General features: G+C 63.1%; 20 protein-coding genes. 11 read left to right on the top strand and 9 right to left on the bottom strand.

The features are described 5' to 3' along the window. Positions 1–160 precede the first annotated feature (160 nt). From lhpI to KHO31_RS27745, 5 genes are all read right to left on the bottom strand, one after another. Entirely contained in the window at positions 161–1114 is a 954-nt protein-coding gene (lhpI, locus tag KHO31_RS27765) for a bifunctional Delta(1)-pyrroline-2-carboxylate/Delta(1)-piperideine-2-carboxylate reductase (protein WP_201078589.1), read from the bottom strand. Between the two features lie 40 nt (positions 1115–1154). Next, positions 1155–2162 (bottom strand): trans-3-hydroxy-L-proline dehydratase, encoded by a 1008-nt coding sequence (gene lhpH / locus KHO31_RS27760; protein ID WP_201078591.1) that lies wholly within the window; start codon positions 2160–2162, stop codon positions 1155–1157. A gap of 81 nt (positions 2163–2243) precedes the next feature. Continuing rightward, a complete protein-coding gene (locus KHO31_RS27755; RefSeq protein WP_201078593.1) occupies positions 2244–3347 on the bottom strand; it encodes a potassium channel family protein in 1104 nt (367 codons plus the stop codon). A 133-nt stretch (positions 3348–3480) separates the two neighbouring features. Next, positions 3481–3741: a hypothetical protein gene (locus KHO31_RS27750; protein WP_211624582.1), complete on the bottom strand. Its 261-nt coding sequence runs from the start codon at positions 3739–3741 to the stop codon at positions 3481–3483. 97 nt (positions 3742–3838) lie between these two features. Then, complete coding sequence (locus KHO31_RS27745; protein ID WP_201078597.1) at positions 3839–4471, bottom strand: C39 family peptidase; 633 nt, start codon at positions 4469–4471, stop codon at positions 3839–3841. Between the two features lie 206 nt (positions 4472–4677). On the opposite strand from KHO31_RS27745, the gene KHO31_RS27740 reads away from it, so the two are divergent. The 3 genes from KHO31_RS27740 (at position 4678) to KHO31_RS27730 (ending at position 7434) form a co-directional block, all read left to right on the top strand. Continuing rightward, positions 4678–4932 (top strand): helix-turn-helix transcriptional regulator, encoded by a 255-nt coding sequence (locus tag KHO31_RS27740; protein ID WP_201078599.1) that lies wholly within the window; start codon positions 4678–4680, stop codon positions 4930–4932. 2 nt (positions 4933–4934) lie between these two features. After that, positions 4935–6275, top strand: coding sequence for a type II toxin-antitoxin system HipA family toxin (locus KHO31_RS27735; protein ID WP_201108323.1), 1341 nt, complete (start codon positions 4935–4937; stop codon positions 6273–6275). A 304-nt stretch (positions 6276–6579) separates the two neighbouring features. Continuing rightward, positions 6580–7434, top strand: a complete 855-nt coding sequence (locus tag KHO31_RS27730; RefSeq protein ID WP_201086020.1) for a helix-turn-helix domain-containing protein — start codon at positions 6580–6582, stop codon at positions 7432–7434. A 79-nt stretch (positions 7435–7513) separates the two neighbouring features. Here KHO31_RS27730 and KHO31_RS27725 read toward each other — a convergent pair whose 3' ends face one another. Then, positions 7514–9361, bottom strand: coding sequence for an ATP-binding response regulator (locus KHO31_RS27725; protein WP_201086019.1), 1848 nt, complete (start codon positions 9359–9361; stop codon positions 7514–7516). After that, positions 9331–9873, bottom strand: a complete 543-nt coding sequence (locus tag KHO31_RS27720) for a molybdopterin-dependent oxidoreductase (RefSeq protein ID WP_201078607.1) — start codon at positions 9871–9873, stop codon at positions 9331–9333. The genes KHO31_RS27725 and KHO31_RS27720 overlap by 31 nt, the downstream gene beginning before the upstream one ends. 272 nt (positions 9874–10145) lie before the next feature. Between KHO31_RS27720 and KHO31_RS27715 the strand changes: the two genes are divergently transcribed. Continuing rightward, positions 10146–11093, top strand: coding sequence for a phosphoribosyltransferase (locus tag KHO31_RS27715; RefSeq protein ID WP_201078683.1), 948 nt, complete (start codon positions 10146–10148; stop codon positions 11091–11093). Between the two features lie 66 nt (positions 11094–11159). Here KHO31_RS27715 and KHO31_RS27710 read toward each other — a convergent pair whose 3' ends face one another. Then, positions 11160–12845: an ATP-binding domain-containing protein gene (locus KHO31_RS27710; protein ID WP_201078609.1), complete on the bottom strand. Its 1686-nt coding sequence runs from the start codon at positions 12843–12845 to the stop codon at positions 11160–11162. Positions 12846–13080: 235 nt separating this feature from the next. On the opposite strand from KHO31_RS27710, the gene KHO31_RS27705 reads away from it, so the two are divergent. The 3 genes from KHO31_RS27705 (at position 13081) to KHO31_RS27695 (ending at position 15031) form a co-directional block, all read left to right on the top strand. Then, positions 13081–13707: a glutathione S-transferase family protein gene (locus KHO31_RS27705; protein WP_211624580.1), complete on the top strand. Its 627-nt coding sequence runs from the start codon at positions 13081–13083 to the stop codon at positions 13705–13707. Positions 13708–13728: 21 nt separating this feature from the next. Continuing rightward, positions 13729–14355, top strand: coding sequence for a glutathione binding-like protein (locus KHO31_RS27700; protein WP_201122887.1), 627 nt, complete (start codon positions 13729–13731; stop codon positions 14353–14355). A gap of 97 nt (positions 14356–14452) precedes the next feature. Further along, positions 14453–15031, top strand: a complete 579-nt coding sequence (locus tag KHO31_RS27695; RefSeq protein ID WP_201078615.1) for a Fur family transcriptional regulator — start codon at positions 14453–14455, stop codon at positions 15029–15031. 39 nt (positions 15032–15070) lie between these two features. On the opposite strand, the gene KHO31_RS27690 is transcribed toward KHO31_RS27695, so the two are convergent. Then, on the bottom strand, positions 15071–15583 hold the full coding sequence (locus KHO31_RS27690; RefSeq protein ID WP_201078617.1) for a response regulator: 513 nt from the start codon (positions 15581–15583) through the stop codon (positions 15071–15073). Between the two features lie 494 nt (positions 15584–16077). Here KHO31_RS27690 and KHO31_RS27685 point away from each other — a divergent pair, with 494 nt between their 5' ends. From KHO31_RS27685 to KHO31_RS27670, 4 genes are all read left to right on the top strand, one after another. Continuing rightward, the gene (locus KHO31_RS27685) at positions 16078–16800 is read left to right on the top strand and encodes a ribonuclease activity regulator RraA (protein WP_201086018.1); all 723 of its coding nucleotides are present in this window, start codon (positions 16078–16080) and stop codon (positions 16798–16800) included. 225 nt (positions 16801–17025) lie between these two features. Next, on the top strand, positions 17026–17697 hold the full coding sequence (locus KHO31_RS27680) for a gluconate 2-dehydrogenase subunit 3 family protein (protein WP_236071497.1): 672 nt from the start codon (positions 17026–17028) through the stop codon (positions 17695–17697). A gap of 1 nt (position 17698) precedes the next feature. Further along, positions 17699–19477, top strand: coding sequence for a GMC family oxidoreductase (locus tag KHO31_RS27675; protein ID WP_201078623.1), 1779 nt, complete (start codon positions 17699–17701; stop codon positions 19475–19477). 14 nt (positions 19478–19491) lie between these two features. Beyond that, positions 19492–20889 carry a c-type cytochrome gene (locus tag KHO31_RS27670; protein WP_201086016.1) on the top strand — a complete coding sequence of 466 codons (1398 nt, stop codon included), beginning with the start codon at positions 19492–19494 and terminating at the stop codon, positions 20887–20889.

Here is a 20889-nt window from a genome sequence, read left to right as displayed (position 1 = left end):
AGGGCAAAAAAACGCCGGCGGACCGGCACCTTTTTCTGGCAAACGTCTATGTTGCAACGTTTTGAGATTGTTTGCACGGCAACATGTGCCGCAGGTTGGCGCAAGATGCCAACCAGGACCTGCGAACCGCCCTGCGCCGGGCCTTGCAAACGGTCCGCGATCAGCCGCCTGACAAGGCTTCGCGCGCCACGCGGCAGGCCGCCAGATCCCACGCCGCGCAACCGACGCTTTTAAAAACAAGCGGTTTTCCTGGCGGCAACAACGTGGCATTTTCCACCACTGCGGCAATTCCACCGACCTGCGCCCAATCGACGCCGGCCTGGATGAAATCACCGGCTTCATGTCGGGCGCCGGCTTCGTCGTCGACGAACAGCGCGCTGCCTGCGATCGTGCGCGCGCCGATCTCGACCATGGCCGGCGTGAACGCGCCGACGCCGATCACGAGCCGGTCCGCACGCGCCGCTTCGTCATAGACGGCCTGCTTGCTGGTGGTCAGCGCGATCACCACGTCGATTGAATCAGGAATGTTCCCATCTGGGTCGGTCAGCGGTTGCAGTTCGCGCGCCTTGCCGCCATGCGCGCCGCGTGTGCCATGGGCGGCGCAAAACGCTTCAGCCCGCGCGGGCGCACTGCCCTTCACCCACACGCGCGCATCGGGGAACAGTTCGCCGATCGCTTCCAGATGATTCACGGCCTGCGTGCCGGTACCGATGAGCAGGAATTCGTGCGGCCTCGCCGGCGCGAACGTGTGTACGCCGAGCATCGACATCGCCGCCGTGCGACGCCCGGTTACCGTCGGCCCGTCGAGGATGAAGAGCGTCTCGCCGGTGTCGGCGTCGAAGGCCATCACCTGGCCATGGATCGTCGGGATGCCGCGCGGTCCGTTACTTGCGCACACGTTGACCAGCTTGTGGATCGCGAGATCGGGCGCGGTGGCCGGCATCGACAGCATGATGCCGCCCTCGTTGAGCGGCACGACGAGTCGTTCAGGACTCACGATACGTTGCTGCGCGTAGTCGATGCTCGCGCGCTTCAAGGTGTCGACGAGCGTCGGATACGGGATCAGCCGCGCGGTGGCGGCAGCGTCGAAAATCTGCGTGGTCGGGCGGGTCATAAACGAGTCTTTCCAGTCCTTGCGATGGGTTGGGTTCGATTCAGCGCACCAGAAAACCGTAAGTCAGCGGATCGCGTTCGTCGACGATCCAGTTTGCAAAACCATACACGTGCGCGTCGCCTTCGATCTCCGGAATCACTGCGTCGAAACGGTCGAGCTTCGTCTCCGACACAACGCGGCCACGAAATATCGTGCCGATCACCGATTCGTTGACCAGCGTCTCGTCGCGTCCCAATTCGCCGCGCAAATAGAGTTGCGCGACACGGCCCGCGGTGCCGGAGCCAGTCGGCGAGCGGTCGACTTCCCGGTCGGCGAACACGCAGCAATTGGCCTGCGTCGAGCCGGCGTGACGCGGTGCGTTGTCGATGATCGTGCCGTAGATGTGGTTGATCTCCGGAATCAGCGGATGCTCGACCTTGAAGGCCGCGTTCGCCGCGCGTTTGACTTCGTCGCCGAACTGGATCAGCCGGTCGATCTCGGCTTCGCGCACGTTCAGATCGAAGGGCTTGCCCGACGTGTAGAAATAGAACGCACCGCCGAACGCGATATCGCCGCGCACTTCGCCGAAATTCGGCGTGTGCACCGTCACGTCGCGCTGCCAGATGAACGACGGCACGTTGACGAAGCGCACCCGCCCCGCCTGCTCGCCGTCCCATTGCACGAACGCTTCGATGAAACCGCAGGGCGCGTCGATGCCGACACGCGTTTCCGGCTCGCTGCGCTCGACCCAGCCGAGTGCGACAGCCGCCGTCGCGAGGGCGATCACGCCGTGGCCGCAATGATCGCTATAACCCTCGTTGTGCACGAAGATCACGCCGAAGTCCGCCCCTTCGCTCACCGGCTCCGTCAGATAACCGCCGTACATATCGGCATGGCCACGCGGCTCGAACATCAGCGCGCGGCGTAAATGATCGGCATGCTCCTTGAGCCATGCGCGCCGCTCGACAATGGTCTTGCCGGGAAACTTCGGCAAGCCGCTCGTAACGATGCGAAACGGTTCGCCGGCGGTGTGCACTTCGACCGTGCTGATCATGCGGTTCAGTTTCATGCGTGCGGCCTTGCTGAGTGTGGATGTAGGAAGCGGAAAACGCCTGCGAGCAGACCCGGTTGCGCGCCAGCGCGGTATGGTTTAGCCGCCGGATGGTTCGCTCACATGGCGCGACGACTGGATCACCATCAGCAGATCGCCCGGCTCGATCGGACACGGCTCGTCCTCATAGAACGACAGCATCCGCCCGGCGCGTATCAACCCAACCACCACCGCGCCCGGCAGCGCATTGCTCCAGCGGCCGATTTCGAGCGCCGTGGCGGGACGTTCCACCAGATTGACACGGCCGCGCGACGACAGCAGATCGTTGACGAACGGGACAAGATAGTTGCTGCCCACCGCGTCGGCGAGCAGCAGACCGCCGATTTTGGTCGACGAAACGATCACGTCCGCACCGGCCTGGCGCAACTGGCGCTGATAGGTTTGCTCCTGAATCCGCACGACGATCTTCGTGTCCGGCGCGACGCTGCGTACGGTCAACGTGAGCAGGATCGCGATGGCGTCGTCGCTGACGGCAATGATGACCGCTTTGGCGATGCGCACCTGCGCCTGCTGCAACAGATCCTCACGCGACGGATCGCCGAGCAGGCCCGCCACACCTAACGCCGTGGCTGCTTCGAGCACCGCCTGCTGTGAATCGATGACAACGATCGATTCCGCGGCGAAGCCGCTTTCCAGCAGCTCGCGCACCGCGACCGAACCGCTCAATCCGTAGCCGCACACCACGACGTGATCGCGCAGTTGTTTTTGCAGGCGTTTCATGCGGAATTCCTCGATGACGCGTTGAATGACGAACTGATAGGCGGTGCCCAGAAACACGAACCAGATGACGATACGGATCGGCACGATGAAGAAGGCGTCGATGAGCCGCGCGCGGGCGGTGACCGGCACGATGTCGCCATAACCGACGGTGGCGACGGTGACCATCGTGAAGTACATCAGATCGACGATGCCGAGCACCTTGCGGTGGGCGTCTTGCAGGCCGTCGCGATCGAGATAAAGCACCGCGAAGGCGAGCACACACAGGCCGAGCACAAGATAAATACGCTGCAGCAGCACGCGCTGCGGCGACGCCGCGGGGCGCGTGAAGAGCGTGCGGGCACGCGGCGCCTGCCAGGGTGTGCGGGCACGGCGCGGCAGGCGAAAGCGTGGCGGGCGTGGCTGCGGGTGTGGCTGATCAGACACGCGGTTACTCCGGGAGTCGGGAACAAGCGATTCTACGACGCCCGGCGCGCCGTGGGGCCGGATCGTCGGAACCCGGCTGGCGTGCAAGGGTTAGCGTGATCCGCCGAACAGCAGCGGCGCGCTGCCGCCACGTTCACTGCGAGGCGGCGTTGGCGTTGTTAGCGTCGCCCTTCTTGCCGCCATCGAACATCGCGCGGCACGCCGGACTGAGTTCGTCGAGATGCCGCTTCATGCAGGCGATGATTTTTTCCCTGTTCGGAACGTCAACGATGCAGAAATGCAGCGCGTCCCGGCGGCAGGCCTTGGCCTGTTCGTCCCGGGTGGCCCCATTCGCTGCGGTGACGGCGCAGAACGCGGCAAGGCTGGCGACGAGCAAGGCAGAGATTCGATTCATGACTCGCGTTCCAGTATCGCAAAGGTCGGTGTGAAACTCCTCAGCAGAAAACGGGCCCGATCAGTGCGCTCGCCGAACAGTTTACCGGCTGCCGCGTCTAGCGTGCGATGCGGGTGAGCGTCATGCCACGCCCTGCGTAGAAACGCGCCATCGTTGCGAATGGCAAGTACACATCCGCCTGGTGGGGCGCAATGCCGGACGGATTATGAAACCATACGCCATCGCGATCGCGCCCGTGCAGCAGGATCAGATGGCCGCCCTGGCGCAGGTTCGGCCGCTCCGGATAGCGGATCTCGGGACTCACGGAGGCGATCGCCAGCGTGTCGCCGTCGATGCGCACGGCGATCTCTTCGAGCGGCGCCTGTGGCAGCACCTCGACCTGAATGCCGAATGCCTCGCCGACCCAATCGGCGAACGGCCGGTAGATCAGACCGTCGACGCCGCCGTCATCGCGCAACCGGTACACGCCGTGCCGCAGCGCTTCATCCAGCAGCGTGGCGCGCGGCGCATGGTCGATGTGCCAGTAGTCGAGCGCGGATTCGAGGCAGGTCAGACCGCACAGGCGCTTGGCCCAGAAACGGTAACGCTGCGGGTCGGCGAAACCGCTGCGTGCCCAGTATGGGTCGTCGCACGGGTCGCCCAGGTGTTCGACGATGTGGCGCACCCATTCGGGGCTGCCCCATTGCGTGTAGTACGGCACGTCAGTGTGGCGTAGCGTCGGTTGGCTCATGAGTCGCGCGATGTCGATAGAAGATGTTTTTACAGCATGCTACACGGCCATCGGGACAGGGCACAGGCAGATGAAATTGATGCGTCACGCAAATATTTGCCGTTTATGCGCCACACAGATATTTGTAAAATATGCGCCACAAGAATATTTGACAAATATCTGTGTGACGCATAAAGTTTATTTATTCGTCTCACGGATAATTTGCCATGATCCACCTCGTCGCCACGCCAGACCAGATGGCCCAACTGCTTGCTGCCGGCAGGCGTCAGGCCGGCCTTACCCAAGCCGAAGCCGCCGCGCGCATCGGTGTCAGCCAGAGCCGCGTCTCGGCGCTAGAAACCGACGCCACCGCCCTCACTCTCGCACAATTGCTGGCGCTGTGCGGCGCCTACGGCCTGCAATTGCAGGTGCGCGACAAGAACCAGCCGGCGCCTGAGCCGGCGCCTTTGATCGAGTGGTAAGCATGGGCCGCCAAACGCATTCGCGGGCGCTTTCGGTGTGGGCCAACGGCGAGCGCGTCGGCATCTGGCGCCTGCCCACCCGCGGCCCCATGGAGTTCGCTTACGATCCCGCGTGGGTCGCCTCGCCCGCGGGCCGACCGCTTTCGCTCTCGCTGCCATTCACGCCGAGCAATGAGGCACACAAAGGGCCGCGGGTGCTCAACTATTTCGACAATCTGCTGCCCGACAGCGAGGCGATCAGAAAGCGCATCGCTCAACGCTACCAGACCGATACGCTCGATGCGTTCGACCTGCTGCAAGCCATCGGCCGCGATTGTGTGGGCGCCGTCCAGTTGCTGGCCGCTGACGACGTGCCGGCCGGCGTCGAACGAATCGAGGGCACGCCGCTCTCCGACAGTGAGATCGAGACCATGCTGGCGCGCACCGTCAGCAATCCCACCCTCGGCACGCTCGACGAAGCGGACGATTTCCGCATCTCGCTCGCCGGCGCGCAGGAGAAAACCGCCCTGCTGTGGCACGAAGGCAAGTGGCAACGTCCGCATGGCGCCACGCCCACCACGCATATTTTCAAGCTACCGCTCGGGCTGGTCGGCAATAAGCTTGCCGACCTCAGCACTTCGGTCGAAAACGAATGGCTGTGTCTGCGGATCCTGCGCGCCTACGGCCTGCCGGTGGCCAACGCCGAGATCATGACGTTCGGCAAGCAGCGGGTGCTGAGCGTCGAACGCTTCGACCGGCAACTGCATTCGGGCGGGCAATGGCTGCTGCGCCTGCCGCAGGAAGACTTCTGCCAGGTGTACGGCGTGCCGTCGCATCGCAAGTACGAAAACGAAGGTGGTCCGGGCGTGCTCGACCTCGCGCGGATTCTCCAGCAATCGGTGTCGGCGCAACACGACATCGAGACGCTGCTGGCAAGCCAGATCCTGTTCTGGATGCTGGCGGCGCCGGACGGCCACGCCAAGAACTTCAGCATTCGCCTGCTGGCGGGCGGCCAGTACCGTCTCACGCCGCTTTACGACGTGATGTCGATCTGGCCGGTGGAAGGCAATGGCCCGAACCAGTGGTCGTGGTTCAAGGCCAGGCTCGCCATGGCGATGTGGTCACGCAGCAAACACGACGCCTTCCGCGACGTGCAGCGGCGCCACTTCAACACCATGGCGCTGAGGTGCTCGTACGGCGCGAACGCCGAGCCTTTGATCCAACGGCTGATCGAACAGACGCCGGAGGTCATCGCGCGGGTCGCGGCCGACTTGCCCGAACGTTTTCCGGCGAAGGTCGCCGAGCGGATTTTCAAAGGCCTGAAAAGCTCGGCAGCGAAACTCGACACAATGCCGCCGGCATAGCGTCGCGTAGGGAAGTAGGGAATACACCTGTCAAAGTTAGTTCTCTACAGATTACGTGCGGTTTCATCGGTAAAATACGTTCAATGCTAAAAGCATAAACAGATCGCCGAGTTTGTTCGTTCGGACCTCGCATAGACAAGCTCGGCGGCGGTCATACAAAAACACAGGCCGTGCTACTTTTTACGGTACATTTGCTGACCCCTGCGTCGCCGCGTCAATGCGCATCCAATGTGCATGGCCCCGCTGCGCGTGCCGTATCGCACGCGCCATCGCCACCCTTCAAGAAGGCAGACTCTCACGCAGTATGGCCAACGAAACACACTCACCTGACTCCATCGCCGTCGCCGAGCGCGTGCGCGAGTTAATGAGCCGGCATGGAATCGGCAAACGCCAGCAAACCACTGAGTTGTGCCGCATCCTCGATCTGAGTTTTTCGCAGGGACACCGCAAGCTGCGCGGCAACAGTCCGTGGACCCTCTCGCAGATCAAGAAGGTCGCCGAGGTGTTCGGCGAACCTGCCGCTCAGCTATTCGGCGCACAGTCGCTCGATCCGGGCATGGTCGGCGCCATCGCCCAGGAGGCGATGTTCTGCATCGGCGCAATCGAGCTGGCCTGCACCGCATGGGTCGGCGCCGCGCTCGAACCGGGCAGCCGTCCGGAATTTGTCGCGTACCCGAAGCTCGGTCAATGGCGTGTCGCGCGTCATGACGGCACGCTTTACCAAAGCGCGTACGAAGTCCACAAGATCGAGATCTATCCGCGCCGCGCTGAAACCGACAAGCCGACCATCGCCGTGGTCGACGACGATCAGGCCTCCGCCGACAACCTGCGCGACTATCTCGAGCGCAGCGGTTTCACGGCGGTGGCGATCTACGGCCTCGCGGCGTTCGCCGAACAACTGCATACGCAGATCTTCGACGGCGTCGTGATCGACTGGCTGTTCGGCTCGCAAACCTCGGCGGCGGCGATCCGCGCGGTGCGGGCGTCGGAGAATCCGGACGCGCCGATTTTCGTGCTGACCGGCGAATTGCTGACCGGCAAGGCCAGCGAATCGGAGATCAGCCAGGTCATCCGCAATTACGACGTCGCGTGCTATGAAAAGCCCGCGCGCATGGCGATCCTGGTCGCCGATCTGTCCAAGCGCCTCAACCGGCCTTGATGATGCATGCGCCGGCAAGCGGCTGAAGGTGTGTGCTCATGCTGAGTCCTCCTCCATCTGCATCTTCCCGGGCGTCACGTCACGCCGAATGCCGCGAAGCCAAAGCACGCTGCAACGCGCTGCGCAGCTCCTCGTAATGTACTGGCTTTAATAACGCTTCGAAAAACGGCTGCAAGCCGGCCTCTCCCGCTCCTCCTGTGACACTCGCCTCCGGTGCATACGCGCTCACCACGATCACCGGAACACTCGACGACGGTCCCCCGCGTGCCGCGAAATCCGCGAGAAATGCATAACCGTCGCGATCCGGCATATGCAGATCGAGCAGCACCACGTCACAGCGGCGCGCGTCGAGCCACGCTAGCGCATCGTCGGCATTGGAAACGGCGTGCGCGTCGAAATCCATGTGCGCGATCATTTCGCTGAGCGACTCGCGAATCAGGCGGTTGTCGTCGACGATCAGCACACAAGGGCGCGCGCCGCCCGGTTCGGCGTGCGCCGCCACGCCGGGTGGCGCGGTTGCCGCCACCGGCGTGACCGGGATCGTCACCGTGAAGGTGGTGCCCACACCCACCGTGCTCGCCACCTCGACGGTGCCGCCGAACAGCCTGACCAGCCCCTGCACGATCGTGAGCCCCATCCCCGCGCCCTCGAAGCGGCGCGTGCGCGACGCGTCCAGCTGCGTGAACTCCTGGAAGATCAGCGGAATCTGCGCATGCGGCACGCCCGGTCCCGTATCGCTGACGACGAAGATCAGCACCGCCGGCCGCTGCCTCAGTTGCACGCGCACCGTGCCGGTTTCGGTGTAACGGATCGCGTTGGTGACCAGGTTGTTGACGATCTGGCGAATACGGTGTGGATCGGAATCGACGAGCCCGCTCATGCCACTCGCCTCGCTTTCCAGCTTGAGGCCGCGGGCGGCGGCCGACATCGCGTGTTCGTCGACGATCGACGCCAGCAGTTCGCGCGGCTCGAAATGCTCGTGACGCAATTCGAGCTTGCCGGCGCCGAGACGTGCGTAGTCGGTCAGGTCCTTCATCTGTGCTTCCAGATGGCGCCCTGCGGTTTCGAGCCGCTGAATGACTTTACGATCAGCCTCGGAGTGATAGTTGAAGCCCAGCAATTCGATCGACGACACGATCGCATGCAACGGCGTGCGCAGTTCGTGACTGATCATGCCCAGAAACGCGTCCTTCGCGAGACTCGCCTCGCGCGCCGCGCGGCTCGCCTGATGCTCGGCTTCGAGCGCCGCGTGCTGCTGATGCATCAGGCGCGTGCGGCGCCGGCCGTTGAACACCAGCAACGTGGTCGCGGCCGCCGACAGTAGCAGCAGCAACAGGCCGCCCGCGAACAGCATGCGGCGCTTGTCGATGAAATCGCGGTTCATCGCCTCACGGTCGGCCACGTCAGCGAAACGGCGGCTCAACGCGAGATCGTTGACCTCATTCCAATGCTGGCGCAATTCCACGACGATCTCATTGGCGCGGCGGTGGTCCTTCGGCAAGGAATCCACCTCAGGCTGAATCCCGTCAAGCAGATGATCGAGCGACTGGATCTCGTCCATTTGCCGTTGCAGCAGTGCGAGCTGCGTGGTCAGCCGGCGCGTCGAACCGGCCAGCACATGCAGCTTCGATTGCAGCAACTGGTAGCGCAGCGTGAGCCGCTGATAGTCGTCGTCGACACCGGATTGATACAGCAGCAACTGGTTCTCGAAACGCGCGTAGGCGATCTGCATTTGCGCGGCGTCCCAATAGAAGCCGTCGTACTGACCGGTCAGCTGTTCGGTAGCGCGCGGATTGAGCAGGTTCGCGTACAACAGATAGCCAATTGCGCCGGCCGGCGCCGCGAGCGCGGTCAACCAGATCAGCACATAGAGGACACGGCGCCAGGGGCGGCGCGTTATTTGATGACGAGTGCCTTGATCTGCCATACGAATTTCGAGTCGCCCGCCGCGCCCATGAGTTCATCAGGGAACGCGTCGCGCGGATACATAAGAAACAGCGGCCCGAAGTCGCTGATCTTCAGGCGCCGGCCGTTCATGCTGTAGGCAACGATTACGCCGTAGCGATCGCAGTCCGACACCGGAATGGTGTACGTATAGTCGTCGAGCGTATGGATCTCGATTGCGCTGCCGGATGCGCCGACTATCTTCAGGATATCCGCGAGCAGCGGTCCTGTGAAGGTGGAACGCGGAGTCCAGGTGGTGGCGGTCGTAATGGAATGGACCGGTAACGCGAGCAGTTGTGCCTCGGTGAAGTGATACAACTGGTGCGCCGCATCGTTGGTCTTGCTGATTTTGCCCTTTACGTCGAGCGACAAGGGCAACGAGTCTGCCTGCGCCTGCATGCTCCACGCGGCGAGCGCGAAGATCAGACCCATCGCCCACCCTGCGCGCCAGTACACGCCTTTCCTGACATCCAGCCCTGCGCTCACCTTGGTCATTTGCTTGCTTATTCCCTCGTTTGTTATTTTGTGGGCGGCTCCGCGCTGCGTCGACTCAGCCTGCTAGCGAAGCTGCGGCGCCCTTTTCCGGCCCGGCGCCGGTCTTCGCGACACGCCCCGTCCGGCAACACGCGTCACCCCGACGCGCGATCTTTGAACCGCATGCATAATATCGCCAAAATTCTCTGTCTCAAAAACGAGGACCTGCCGCCGTGCTGCTCCCCGCTGACGAGACACCTGCCCCACGTGCGCAACGCGACGCCATACGAGTCATGAACAAGCCGGTCTTGCCCCTGACGTACGAACAACTCGATCACTGGATCGAATCGCTGCAACCCGCCTTGCTGGCCGAGCGCTTCACGATGGCGATCGGTATTCTGCGTGGCGGCGCGCCGCTTGCGTTGATGGTGTCGCATGCGGCCGGCACGCCGGTCGCATTCCTGCGTTACGACCGCCAGTCGCGCACGGTCGCCTGGGATTCGACGCTGCCGATCCCGCCCGCGGGCTCGAAAGTGCTGCTGTGCGAGGACATCGCGGGGCGCGGCTTTACCCTGACTGATTGCATCGCATTCCTGCAACAGCATGACCTCGATGTCAGAACACTGACCGCCGCGGTCGACGACCTGAGCCGCACGCAACCCGATTACGCGATCGACGCCCGCGGCTACTTCGCGCTGTTTCCGTGGGAGCGCCAGGCCTACACCGAGCGTTATCGTGAGGACTGGGAACGCGTGCAAGCGGGGGCGGCGCCCGCCATGGCCGACGATCACGAATACGCCACCTACGCAATCGACCTCGACGGCATTCTGCTACCCGACGTGCCGCTCGCGCGCTATGACGAGGATCTCGCGGCGGCGCTCGCCGAACGCGACGAACTGCTGCCGTTCGACGTGCTGCCCGGCATCGATCTGCAACGCGTTCGCACGATCATCACGGGCCGGCCGGAACTGGATCGCGCACGCACCGAAGCGTGGCTCGCGCGGCATGGCTTCGGTCACATGCAACTGGTGATGCGCACGCCCGGCACGCACGACGAAAGTCCCGCCGGCGCCGCCGCTCACAAGGCGGCTGCCGCATTGCGCGGCGGTGTCACGCATTTTGTCGAGAGCGATCCAGTGCAGGCGCTGCTGATCGCGCAGCAGGCGCCGCTCCTGCGCGTGATCTGGTGGGACGCGCTCACGCAAACCGGCATGCTGGTGGGCGCGCGCGCATGGACGTGAGGCGTGGATTTGAGAGCGTAGGCCCGAACGCGTGAATCCGGGTTCGCGCATCGGTCCGAGCCAGCACTAGGTTTCTTTCGCCTCCTTGACCTCTTTACCGTCGCGCAAATGCAGATGCCGTGCGGCCCGCTGCGAGGCAACGATGATCAGCTTCATCGTCGCGCGCGTGGCGCCGACGAACAGCTTGCGCGCGATGCGTTCATCGAACGACTCGAAGTCGACTTCAGTGAGAATCACGCACGGCGCCGCCTGCCCCTTGAAGCGATAGATCGACTCGAACAGCACATCCCCTTCGCGATACGCCGGGTTGCCGAACAGATCGTACTTACCCGTAAAACTGCGCAACCGATGCGGGCCGAGATGATCCTGCGTGGTCATCGCCGAACCTTCGCGGCCGCGAAACGAGAGCACGGCAATGTCCTGTTTGCGAAAGCCGAGCGACAACGCCTGCGTGATCGCCCGCTTGGTCGCCTCGATGCTGCCTTCGGCGGCATTCGCTTCGTCGTAGACCGAAAGTGAAATATCGGAGCCGTCGAACGGACTGCCCGATGCCAGACCCGCCGCGACCGGCACCGAGGCGCCGACCACGTCGCGCACATAATCGAGAATGTCGCGCGGACTGCGGTAGTTGGTGGTCTCTTTCAGCGTGGTCCAGCCGGGCAGCTCGACCGGCTCGCGCATATACAGATTCTGCAGCGGGTCTTCGAGCCACCACCACGCGGCGCCTGGCCGCAACAGGCGCTCGAGTGCGGCAACCCACGGCTCCTGGAAATCCTGCCCTTCGTCGACGATCAGCACGTCGAATTGCCAGCGCGCGTCGATCGGCGTTCCGGCGAAAATCGTTTCAAGCTGATCGAATACGTCGCCGGACTGGAAATCCGGCTCGCGGCCCGCATCGCGTGCAATCCAGTCGCATAGCTGGTGATAGTTCGCCACCTTCGCCTCAGGCGGCGCGACCCGAGCGATGTGATCCGCGAGCGGCCGGTTAAAACACACGTACAAAGGCCGCTGCCCGCGCGCCACCGCGTCCTTCATCACCTGCACCGCCAGTTGCGTCTTACCGGAACCCGCCGTGCCGATCACGCGCAGCCGGAACGGCGAAAACTCGAGCCGCCGCGCCCAGGTCGCGAGGCCGCCCGCGAGGCGCGTGACGAGCGTGCCGGCCTGGCCGACCAGCGCGCTGGCGTCGGGCGTGAGCGCGAGTTCGTCGGCGAGAAAGTGGTGGATTTTCGGCGCGCAGGCCAGGCGCGGCTCGTCGGCCGGCAAGGCTTCGCGAATGATCGCCGCAAGCCGGTCCTTACGCGTCGCGTCGACGATCCGCGAAGGGTTCACACCCGCGATCGCCGCGTCCTTGACGATGTGGTCCGGGCAATACAGCAGTTCTTCGATGAAATAAGTGCCCGCGCCGAACGCCGCGGTGAAGCGCCGGTGCAGCGTTTCGACAGTGTGAGCGAGCGCGATCGCCACATTACGTTCCGTCTGAAGATAGACCTTGACGAGTCCCTTCGGCGTTTCGCGCAGGAAACCGGTTTTCTGTTCGACGATCATCACGCGCCCGGCGGGGCTGACAACCACGAAGTCGGCCTCGCCGAATACTGAAAAGTTCTGATTCAGGCGGGTCCAGTGCACGCCGTGATAGACGGTGTAGCCATCGGGAAGCGCTTCTTCCAGCAACGCGAGGGTTTCGCGTTCGCGTGCCGCCGCGCCGGTGGCGGCGAGGCTCTTCCAGTCGTCGGGGACAATGCGGGCCATGCGGTGCCTCGTCATATTCGGTTGCGCCCATTGTACGCAACGCCCGCGCGTTGCCGGCATGGCGGTTCGGGTGCCCTGCGGACCTCGATGGGGAACACGCTTCGGGCCGCACTTCACGCGGCAGATTGCAGGCTGGCGGCGCGCAAACCCATGCGCATCGTGTATCGTTACTGGCTGAACGCCGCGCGCCTCGCGCGGCTTGCCAACCGTAAATGTAAAAAAAAGGATTTGCCGGATGATTACGATCTGGGGACGCACCAACTCGGTCAACGTACAGAAAGTCTTGTGGTGTTGTGACGAACTGGTGCTGCCGTATGAACGCATCGACGCTGGCCTGCAATTCGGCCGCAACAACGAACCCGACTATCTGGCAATGAACCCGACTGGCAAGATTCCGACGCTGGTCGACGACGACTTCGTGCTGTGGGAATCGAGCTCGATCCTGCGCTATCTGGTGCTGCAATACGGTGAATCGAGCCTCCTGTATCCGTCCGAGCCGAAACTGCGCTCCAGCATCGATCGCTGGCTCGACTGGTCGCTCACCACGCTGCAGCCCGCGGAAAAGCCTGTGTTCTGGGCCCTCGTGCGCACGCCCGCCGCCGAGCGCGACGCCGCCAAACTCGCCACCGACTTCAGCGCGGTCACGCTGCAGTGGCGCCTGCTCGACAACCATCTGCAAGGCCGCTTCTTCCTCGAAGGCGAGAAGTTCACGCTCGCCGATATCGTGATCGGCGCGTACGCGAAACGCTGGTTCGGGCTGGATGGCGTCGAACGTCCCCCGCTGCCGAATCTGGAGCGCTGGTATTCGCGGATTGCGACGCGCCCGGGGTTCAAGAAATACATCGATTTCCCGCTGACGTAAGCCACCCTGCGGCCATCCGACATGTCGATCACCCTCTACGCATGGGGCACGCCGAACGGCCGCAAGGTCAGCGTCGCGCTCGAAGAAATGGAACTGCCCTACACGGTGCAGCCGGTCAACATTGGCCGTGGGGATCAGTTCCAGCCTGATTTTCTGCGCATCAGCCCAAACAACAGGATTCCCGCGATCGTCGATACGGATGGGCCCGACGGCCAGCCGATCAGCGTCTTCGAGTCCGGTGCAGTGTTGCTGTATCTCGCCGAAAAAACGGGCAAATTCCTGCCGAAGACGCTGCGCGAACGCGTCCCGGTGCTCGAGTGGCTGATGTGGCAAATGGGCGGTTTCGGGCCGATACCGGGTCAGGTGCACCACTTCGCCGCGCTCGAGTCGGCCGCCGACCGCGCCTATGGCCTCAAGCGCTATTCGGACGAAACCCACCGTTTGTATGGCGTGCTCGACCGGCGCCTCGCGCAAACGGAATTTGTGGCGGGGGAATTGTCGGTGGCGGATTTCGCGATTCTTGGCTGGGCATGGCGTCACGAACGGCACAAAGTGGACCTCGCCACTTATCCGAACGTGCAACGCTGGTACGCGGCGCTGTTCGCGCGGCCCGGCGTGCAGCGCGGCTTTGCGGTGAAGCTCGACTGAGTCCGGCAGCCTTATGCCTCGCGGCGGCGCTCTGCCGCGCGCGGCAGGCGCACCGGACACCGGCACAGCGAAGCCCGATGGCCTTTATAATCGACCCATGAAGACCGCCAAGCCCGCCGCGACCGCCGACCAAGCCACCCTTGCCGCCTCCGCTCCTCATCATGAGCCGGAGCAAATACACCTTGGGCACGGTAATTCGCAAGAAGCCGCATTGACTCTCGCGGAAGAATATTGCCGCGAACGCGGCGAAAAACTCACGCCGATCCGCCGCAAAGTGCTCGAATTGCTGCTGAATTCCGGGCGCGCCACCAAGGCGTATTCGTTGCTCGACGACATGCGCCAGATCCATCCCGGCTCGGCGCCGCCCACGGTTTACCGGGCGCTGGACTTTCTGCTCTCGGCTGGGCTCGTCCACCGCATCGAATCGATCAATGCGTTCACGGTCTGCCACGACCTGACGCAGTGCCAGCACGGCATTCTGGTGGTCTGCCAGCAATGCGGCAACGTCACCGAACTGCATCAGCCCAAGCTGCGCCAGGCGCTCGTCGCGCAAATCGAAGACGCGGGCTATCGCCTTGCCAGCGACGAAATCGAATTGAAGGGATTGTGTTCCGCCTGTCAGGCAGCGGAAGCGGCCAGCGCCGGTGCCGCAACGCCGGTCGCCGCCGCCAAATGACAGCGGCGGACAAAAACCGCCACCCGCCCGCGAAAAACCTCAGCCCGCAGCGCGGGCGTCGATTGCGTCGTGTAACAACGTCACGAGGTCTTCCGGCGAGGCCGGCTTGGTCATGAAATGCTGGAAGCCTTCGCCGATGCTGCGCAAGCGGTAAGCGTCGTCGGTATGGCCCGTGAGCGCCACGGCCACCGAAGGCGCGTGGTCGCCGCGAATCTCGTGATCGCGCAGCCGCTGGATCAGATAAAAACCGTCCATGGCCGGCAATTCGAGGTCACACACGACAGCGTCGGGTAACAGTTGCAGTGCCGCTTCGACGCCCGCTTCCGCATCCGCCACAGCGACAACATGCGCCCCTTCCGCCTCGAGTAACAAGGCCAGTGATTCCCGGCTATCCGGGTCGTCTTCGACGAGTACGATCGTGGCCTGAGCGAGTCTCAATGCTCCGTTCATGTTCTGTTGCTGCTCTAAGAAACCGGTTAGGCCGTCACACGCGGCCAACGTTTTGTCTTGCTGCTTGCCGCCGATTTGCGCGGCTACGGGTTTGCTGTTCATGGTTCCGACTCGATTTCATGCGTCGAGTTGCATTCAGGCCCGCGATTGTAAAACATGGCCTGGGCGCAACGCGTGCGCACAGTAACGCGCCAAAATTGCACGCGGATGAAATACCGGCCCTCGGCGCCATCGCCCCGGCAGACCGATGCCGACCACCCGATTCGCCGTGGCGGCGGCTGCAAGCTCGTGTGCGCCGCCTTGCCCGCCCAGCGCCTTCCCTGATATTCATGTTTTTTGCGACGCCGGTACTGCTGCACGTTCCTGCGCGGCGTTCACATCCACCCGTCAGGTAGCACGTCTCGTGCCTCGCCGACTTCACCGTTTGGCCACCGTTTGGCTGCTGCATCGGAACGGTTGCGCGAGCCTGCCGCGCGATCCAGGGCGGCGCTATCATCGTGTGCGCGAGAGCGCAGCGGCGGCACTCGGCCGCTGCGATGCAGCACGTCATACATGCGCCATCTCGCTGCCACCACAATCTGAGGCCGCCCGACACCATGTCCGATCTCGACTCCGCCACGCTCGAAGCACTCCGTCATGTCAGCACCGCCACGCTGACCACCCAGTTGTTCAAGCGCGGCTTGCGCAATACGTTCATGCAGGGCGTCGCGCCGCTCGCCGCACACAGCGGCGCAAATCTGGTCGGGCCGGCATTTACGCTGCGCAACATTCCCTCTCGGGAGGACATCGACGTGCTCGAACTATTTGCCGATCCCGAGTACGCACAGCGCAAATGTGTCGAAACCATTCCGGCTGGCCATGTGCTCGTGCAGGATTGCCGCGGCGAGCGCGGCAGCGCCTCATTCGGTTCGATCCTCTCGCAACGGTTGCAGGTGCGCGGTGTGGCGGGCATGGTGTCCGACGGACCGGTGCGCGACAGCACGACGATTGCCGCGCTCGGCATGCCAGTGTTCTGTGCCGGAGCAAGCGCGCCGCCAAATCTGATCCGGCACCATGCGGTGGATATCAATGTGCCGATCGGCTGCGGCGGTGTAGCCGTGTTTCCCGGCGACGTGATCGTAGGCGATGCGGACGGCGTGGTGGTGATCCCACTCAAAATGGCAGCCGAGGTTGCACAGGCCGCCGCTGAGCAGGAGCAACTCGAAGCGTTTCTCACCGAGCGTATTCGTGAGGGCGCTGCCCTGCCCGGCACATACCCACCGAATGAAAAAACGAAGGCTGCGTATGAGGCATGGCGGCAAAAAACAAAGGATGAATAACGCCTTTTTACACCGGTAGGCAAACCTCCCGCAAGAGAAAATCCATCTCTTTATCGAAACCATTTCGTAATGATAATTCGCACACCATAACTATTGAACTTAATCTTTTCTCGACGCATCTACTTATCGTTTCCCACATGATCGGTAAGTACGATGCAAAGAAATCCTCAACATCTCATCGACGAACAAACTAGCGGCCAGCCATCCAGTTCACGCCGTCGCTTCATGTTCAAATCGGCTGCATTGCTTCCTGCGGCTGTCACGCTCACCGCGTGCGATTCCGGGCAATCATCGCCAACCGGCACGCCGGATTCTGCTAGCAGACACTACAGCCCTCGATACTTCAGCGCGGCCGAATTTTCATTTATCCATGCCGCAGTCGCACGGCTGATTCCCTCGGACGACACGGGTCCGGGCGCACTTGAACTCGACGTTCCAGTGTTCATCGACAGACAGATGGAAAGCGAATTTGGCCATGCGGCGCGCTGGTACATGCAGGGTCCATTCACGCAGGCGGCGCCGCAGTTCGGCTATCAATCACGACTTACGCCGCGCGAAGTCTATCGGCTCGGCATCGCCGAAACCGATACCCTGTGTGCAGCACGCTATGGAAATAATTTCGCCAAGCTAAGTAATCTGGATCAGGATGTCGTTCTGCATCAACTGGACAGAGGCGAACTCGAATTCATCGGCGTCGATGCCAAAACCTTCTTCGAGTTCCTGCGCACCAACACAATCGAAGGCTATCTCGCCGACCCCGTGCACGGCGGCAACAAGCACGCGGGCAGTTGGAAAATGATCGGCTTTCCCGGCGCGCGGGCCGACTACCTGGACTTTGTCGGCCAGAACCGGCCGTATCCGTACGAGCCGGTCGGCGTCATGGGCAAGGAGAACTGAAATGGCTGCGATCAAAAAAAAACCTGTGGATGCCGTACTGGTCGGCTTCGGCTGGACCGGTGCAATCATGGCGATGGAGCTCACCGAGGCGGGCCTCGACGTCCTCGCGCTCGAACGCGGCCCCGCGCGCGACACCAGCCCGGATTTCGCCTACCCGCGCATTGCCGACGAACTGACCTACGGCATCCGCTACGGCCTCATGCAGAACCTGGCGACCGAAACCGTCACGGTGCGTCATACCGCGCGAGACGAGGCGCTGCCCTACCGCCAACTGGGTTCGTTCCTGCTCGGCAACGGCGTAGGCGGAGCCGGTGCGCACTGGAACGGCATGCACTGGCGTGCCACCGCCAGCGACCTGCTGCTACGCAGCCACTACGAACAACGCTACGGCAAGCGCTTCATTCCCGAGGACATGACGATCCAGGACTGGGGCATCACCTACGACGAACTCGAACCGTTCTACGACAAGTTCGAATACGTATGTGGCGTGTCGGGCAAAGCCGGCAATCTAGGCGGCCTGCCAGGCGCCGGGGGTAATCCTTTCGAGAGTCCGCGCAAGCGCGACTACCCGTTGCCGCCGCTCAAAGACAACCTACCCGCCGCACTGTTTGCGCAAGCAGCGCGCTCGCTCGGCTTCAAGCCGTTTCCCTCGCCTTCGTCGAATGCGTCGCAGGCCTATACCAACCCGTATGGCATGCAACTCGGCGCATGCAATTTCTGCGGCTATTGCGAACGCTTTGGCTGCTACATGTATTCGAAGGCGTCGCCGCAGACCACCATCATCCCCGCGCTGCGCAAGAAGCCGAACTTCGAATTGCGCACGCAGGCGCATGTGACGCGCGTGAACCTCGATTCGTCCGGCAAGAAAGCCACAGGTGTCACCTACATCGACGCCATGGGCCGCGAAGTGGAACAGCCTGCCGACCTCGTGGTTCTCTGCGCGTACCAGATGCACAACGTGCGCCTGCTGCTGCTCTCGAAGATCGGCCGCCCCTACGATCCGCAAACCGGCCAGGGAACGGTGGGCAAGAACTACGCGTATCAGATGAATGGTGGCGTCTCGCTGTTCTTCGATAAGAACGTGTACCTGAATCCGTTCGCCGGTTCGGGCGCGGGCGGCCAGGCAATCGACGAATTCAACGGCGACAACTTCGACCATGGACCGCTCGGCTTCATCGGCGGCGCCTACACGGCCGCCAATATCACCGGCGGCAGGCCGATCCAGCAGGCCATGGTGCCGCCGGGTACACCGTCATGGGGCGCGCAATGGAAAAGCGCGCTGAAGGAAAGCTACCTGCATTCGATGACCATCGGCACCGAAGGCTCGGTGATGTCGTATCGCGACAATTTCCTTGACCTCGATCCGACCTATCGCGACGCCTATGGCCAGCCGCTGTTGCGCATGACCTTCAACTGGAAGAGTAACGATATCAGGATGTCGCAATACACCACCGGACGCGCGGCGGAAATCGGCCGCGCAATGAAGCCGAAACAACTGGTGATCAACACGAAGAAGATCGGCGATCCATACGACGTGCGTCCCTATCAAACCACCCACACTACGGGCGGCGCGATCATGGGCGAGCGCCCCGACAGCAGCGTGGTCAACAAGTATCTGCAAAGCTGGGACGTGCCAAACGTTTTCGTGCTCGGCGCCAGCGCGTTCCCACAAAATTTTTCTTACAACCCGACCGGCACGGTCGGCGCACTCGCGTACTGGGCGGCACATGCGATTCGCACGCGCTATCTGAAGAACCCCGGCGCGCTGCTGGCCGTTTGACGAGGACGCAGAGTATGAAAAACTCTTTCCGGCTTCGAGCAGTGATATCGGTCTGCACGGCGGCGACATCGTTGGCGCTTTTGTCTGCGGCGCGCCCTACTTACGGTCAGGCGGCTGCAACCACAACGGTTCATATCCCGCCCGATACCGCGCCCTCCCCAGACACACCGGCAACCCACACACTCGTGCAACGCGGCGCCTATCTGGCTCGCGCGGGCGATTGCGCCGCGTGCCACACTGCACCGGGCGGCAAGCCATTCGCCGGCGGCCTGCCAATGGAGACGCCGTTCGGCACGATCTACTCCACCAACATCACCCCCGACAAAGACACCGGCATTGGCGGCTACAGCTTCCAGGCGTTCGACGACGCGGTGCGCCGCGGCACTTCGAAACGCAACGGGCATCTCTATCCGGCAATGCCCTATCCGTCGTTCCGGATTCTGTCGCATGACGACATGGACGCGCTGTACGCCTATTTCATGAACGGCATCGAGCCGGTGAATCAGCCAGACCGCCCGAACCAGTTGCCGTTTCCGCTCAACGTGCGGGCGTTGATGATCGGCTGGAATTTGCTGTATCTGAAAGCCGACACGCCTTACCGCGATGATCCGTCAAAGAGTGTCGAGTGGAATCGCGGCGCCTATCTCGTGCAGGGGCTCGGCCATTGCGGCGCATGCCATACGCCGCATGGCGCGACAGGTCAGGAAAAGGCCTTCAGCGAACAGGACGGCAAACGCTACCTGAGCGGCGCCACGCTGGCCGGCTGGAACGCGCCCACGCTCGCCGACGGACTCGGCACCGGGCTTGCAGGGTGGTCGACAGCGGAACTCGTGGCGTTTCTGAAGACAGGGCGCGGCGCCCATACCGCGGCATTCGGTGCCATGACGGAAGTGGTGAACGACAGCACGCAGCATCTGAGCGACGCCGACCTGAAAGCCATCGCGGTGTATCTGAAGAGCCTCACGCCCGAAGACACCGCGCTCGGCCCCCCAATCAGCGCCAACGACGCCGCTAGCGCCACACGCGCGCTGCGTGCCGGCGACCTGCATGCGCGCGGCGCCGCGATCTATCTCGACAACTGCAACGCCTGCCATCGCTCGGACGGCACGGGCGCCGGCCAGACCTTCCCGTCGCTGTCGGGCAACCCTGTGGTCAACGCGATTGACCCGACGTCGCTGATTCACATCGTTCTGACCGGTTCGACGATGCCCTCGTCGTCCGCGATGCCCGCGCCGCTCGCCATGCCGGATTTCGGCTGGCGGCTCAGCAATCAGCAGGTTGCCGACGTGCTGACGTTCGTGCGTGGCAGTTGGGGCAATCAGGCGGAGCCGGTCGACGCATCGGCGGTGAAGAGACTCCGGGCGGCGCTCCACGCGCAGGCGCCGCAACGCGACGCTCCTCGCGGCCCATAA

Source organism: Paraburkholderia domus, from assembly GCF_905220705.1.
Taxonomy (GTDB): domain Bacteria; phylum Pseudomonadota; class Gammaproteobacteria; order Burkholderiales; family Burkholderiaceae; genus Paraburkholderia; species Paraburkholderia domus.
Note: the sequence above shows the minus strand (reverse complement) of the source record. Positions and strands in the feature narration are given on the sequence as shown.

Excerpts from the sequence above, each read along its gene's own strand:
- lhpI (WP_201078589.1), bottom strand. The coding sequence starts at position 1,114 with ATGACCCGCCCGACCACGCAGATTTTCGACGCTGCCGCCACCGCGCGG.
- lhpH (WP_201078591.1), bottom strand. The coding sequence starts at position 2,162 with ATGAAACTGAACCGCATGATCAGCACGGTCGAAGTGCACACCGCCGGC.
- KHO31_RS27750 (WP_211624582.1), bottom strand. The coding sequence starts at position 3,741 with ATGAATCGAATCTCTGCCTTGCTCGTCGCCAGCCTTGCCGCGTTCTGC.
- KHO31_RS27745 (WP_201078597.1), bottom strand. The coding sequence starts at position 4,471 with ATGAGCCAACCGACGCTACGCCACACTGACGTGCCGTACTACACGCAA.
- KHO31_RS27740 (WP_201078599.1), top strand. The coding sequence starts at position 4,678 with ATGATCCACCTCGTCGCCACGCCAGACCAGATGGCCCAACTGCTTGCT.
- KHO31_RS27735 (WP_201108323.1), top strand. The coding sequence starts at position 4,935 with ATGGGCCGCCAAACGCATTCGCGGGCGCTTTCGGTGTGGGCCAACGGC.
- KHO31_RS27730 (WP_201086020.1), top strand. The coding sequence starts at position 6,580 with ATGGCCAACGAAACACACTCACCTGACTCCATCGCCGTCGCCGAGCGC.
- KHO31_RS27725 (WP_201086019.1), bottom strand. The coding sequence starts at position 9,361 with ATGGCAGATCAAGGCACTCGTCATCAAATAACGCGCCGCCCCTGGCGC.
- KHO31_RS27720 (WP_201078607.1), bottom strand. The coding sequence starts at position 9,873 with ATGACCAAGGTGAGCGCAGGGCTGGATGTCAGGAAAGGCGTGTACTGG.
- KHO31_RS27715 (WP_201078683.1), top strand. The coding sequence starts at position 10,146 with ATGAACAAGCCGGTCTTGCCCCTGACGTACGAACAACTCGATCACTGG.
- KHO31_RS27710 (WP_201078609.1), bottom strand. The coding sequence starts at position 12,845 with ATGGCCCGCATTGTCCCCGACGACTGGAAGAGCCTCGCCGCCACCGGC.
- KHO31_RS27705 (WP_211624580.1), top strand. The coding sequence starts at position 13,081 with ATGATTACGATCTGGGGACGCACCAACTCGGTCAACGTACAGAAAGTC.
- KHO31_RS27700 (WP_201122887.1), top strand. The coding sequence starts at position 13,729 with ATGTCGATCACCCTCTACGCATGGGGCACGCCGAACGGCCGCAAGGTC.
- KHO31_RS27695 (WP_201078615.1), top strand. The coding sequence starts at position 14,453 with ATGAAGACCGCCAAGCCCGCCGCGACCGCCGACCAAGCCACCCTTGCC.
- KHO31_RS27690 (WP_201078617.1), bottom strand. The coding sequence starts at position 15,583 with ATGAACAGCAAACCCGTAGCCGCGCAAATCGGCGGCAAGCAGCAAGAC.
- KHO31_RS27685 (WP_201086018.1), top strand. The coding sequence starts at position 16,078 with ATGTCCGATCTCGACTCCGCCACGCTCGAAGCACTCCGTCATGTCAGC.
- KHO31_RS27680 (WP_236071497.1), top strand. The coding sequence starts at position 17,026 with ATGTTCAAATCGGCTGCATTGCTTCCTGCGGCTGTCACGCTCACCGCG.
- KHO31_RS27675 (WP_201078623.1), top strand. The coding sequence starts at position 17,699 with ATGGCTGCGATCAAAAAAAAACCTGTGGATGCCGTACTGGTCGGCTTC.
- KHO31_RS27670 (WP_201086016.1), top strand. The coding sequence starts at position 19,492 with ATGAAAAACTCTTTCCGGCTTCGAGCAGTGATATCGGTCTGCACGGCG.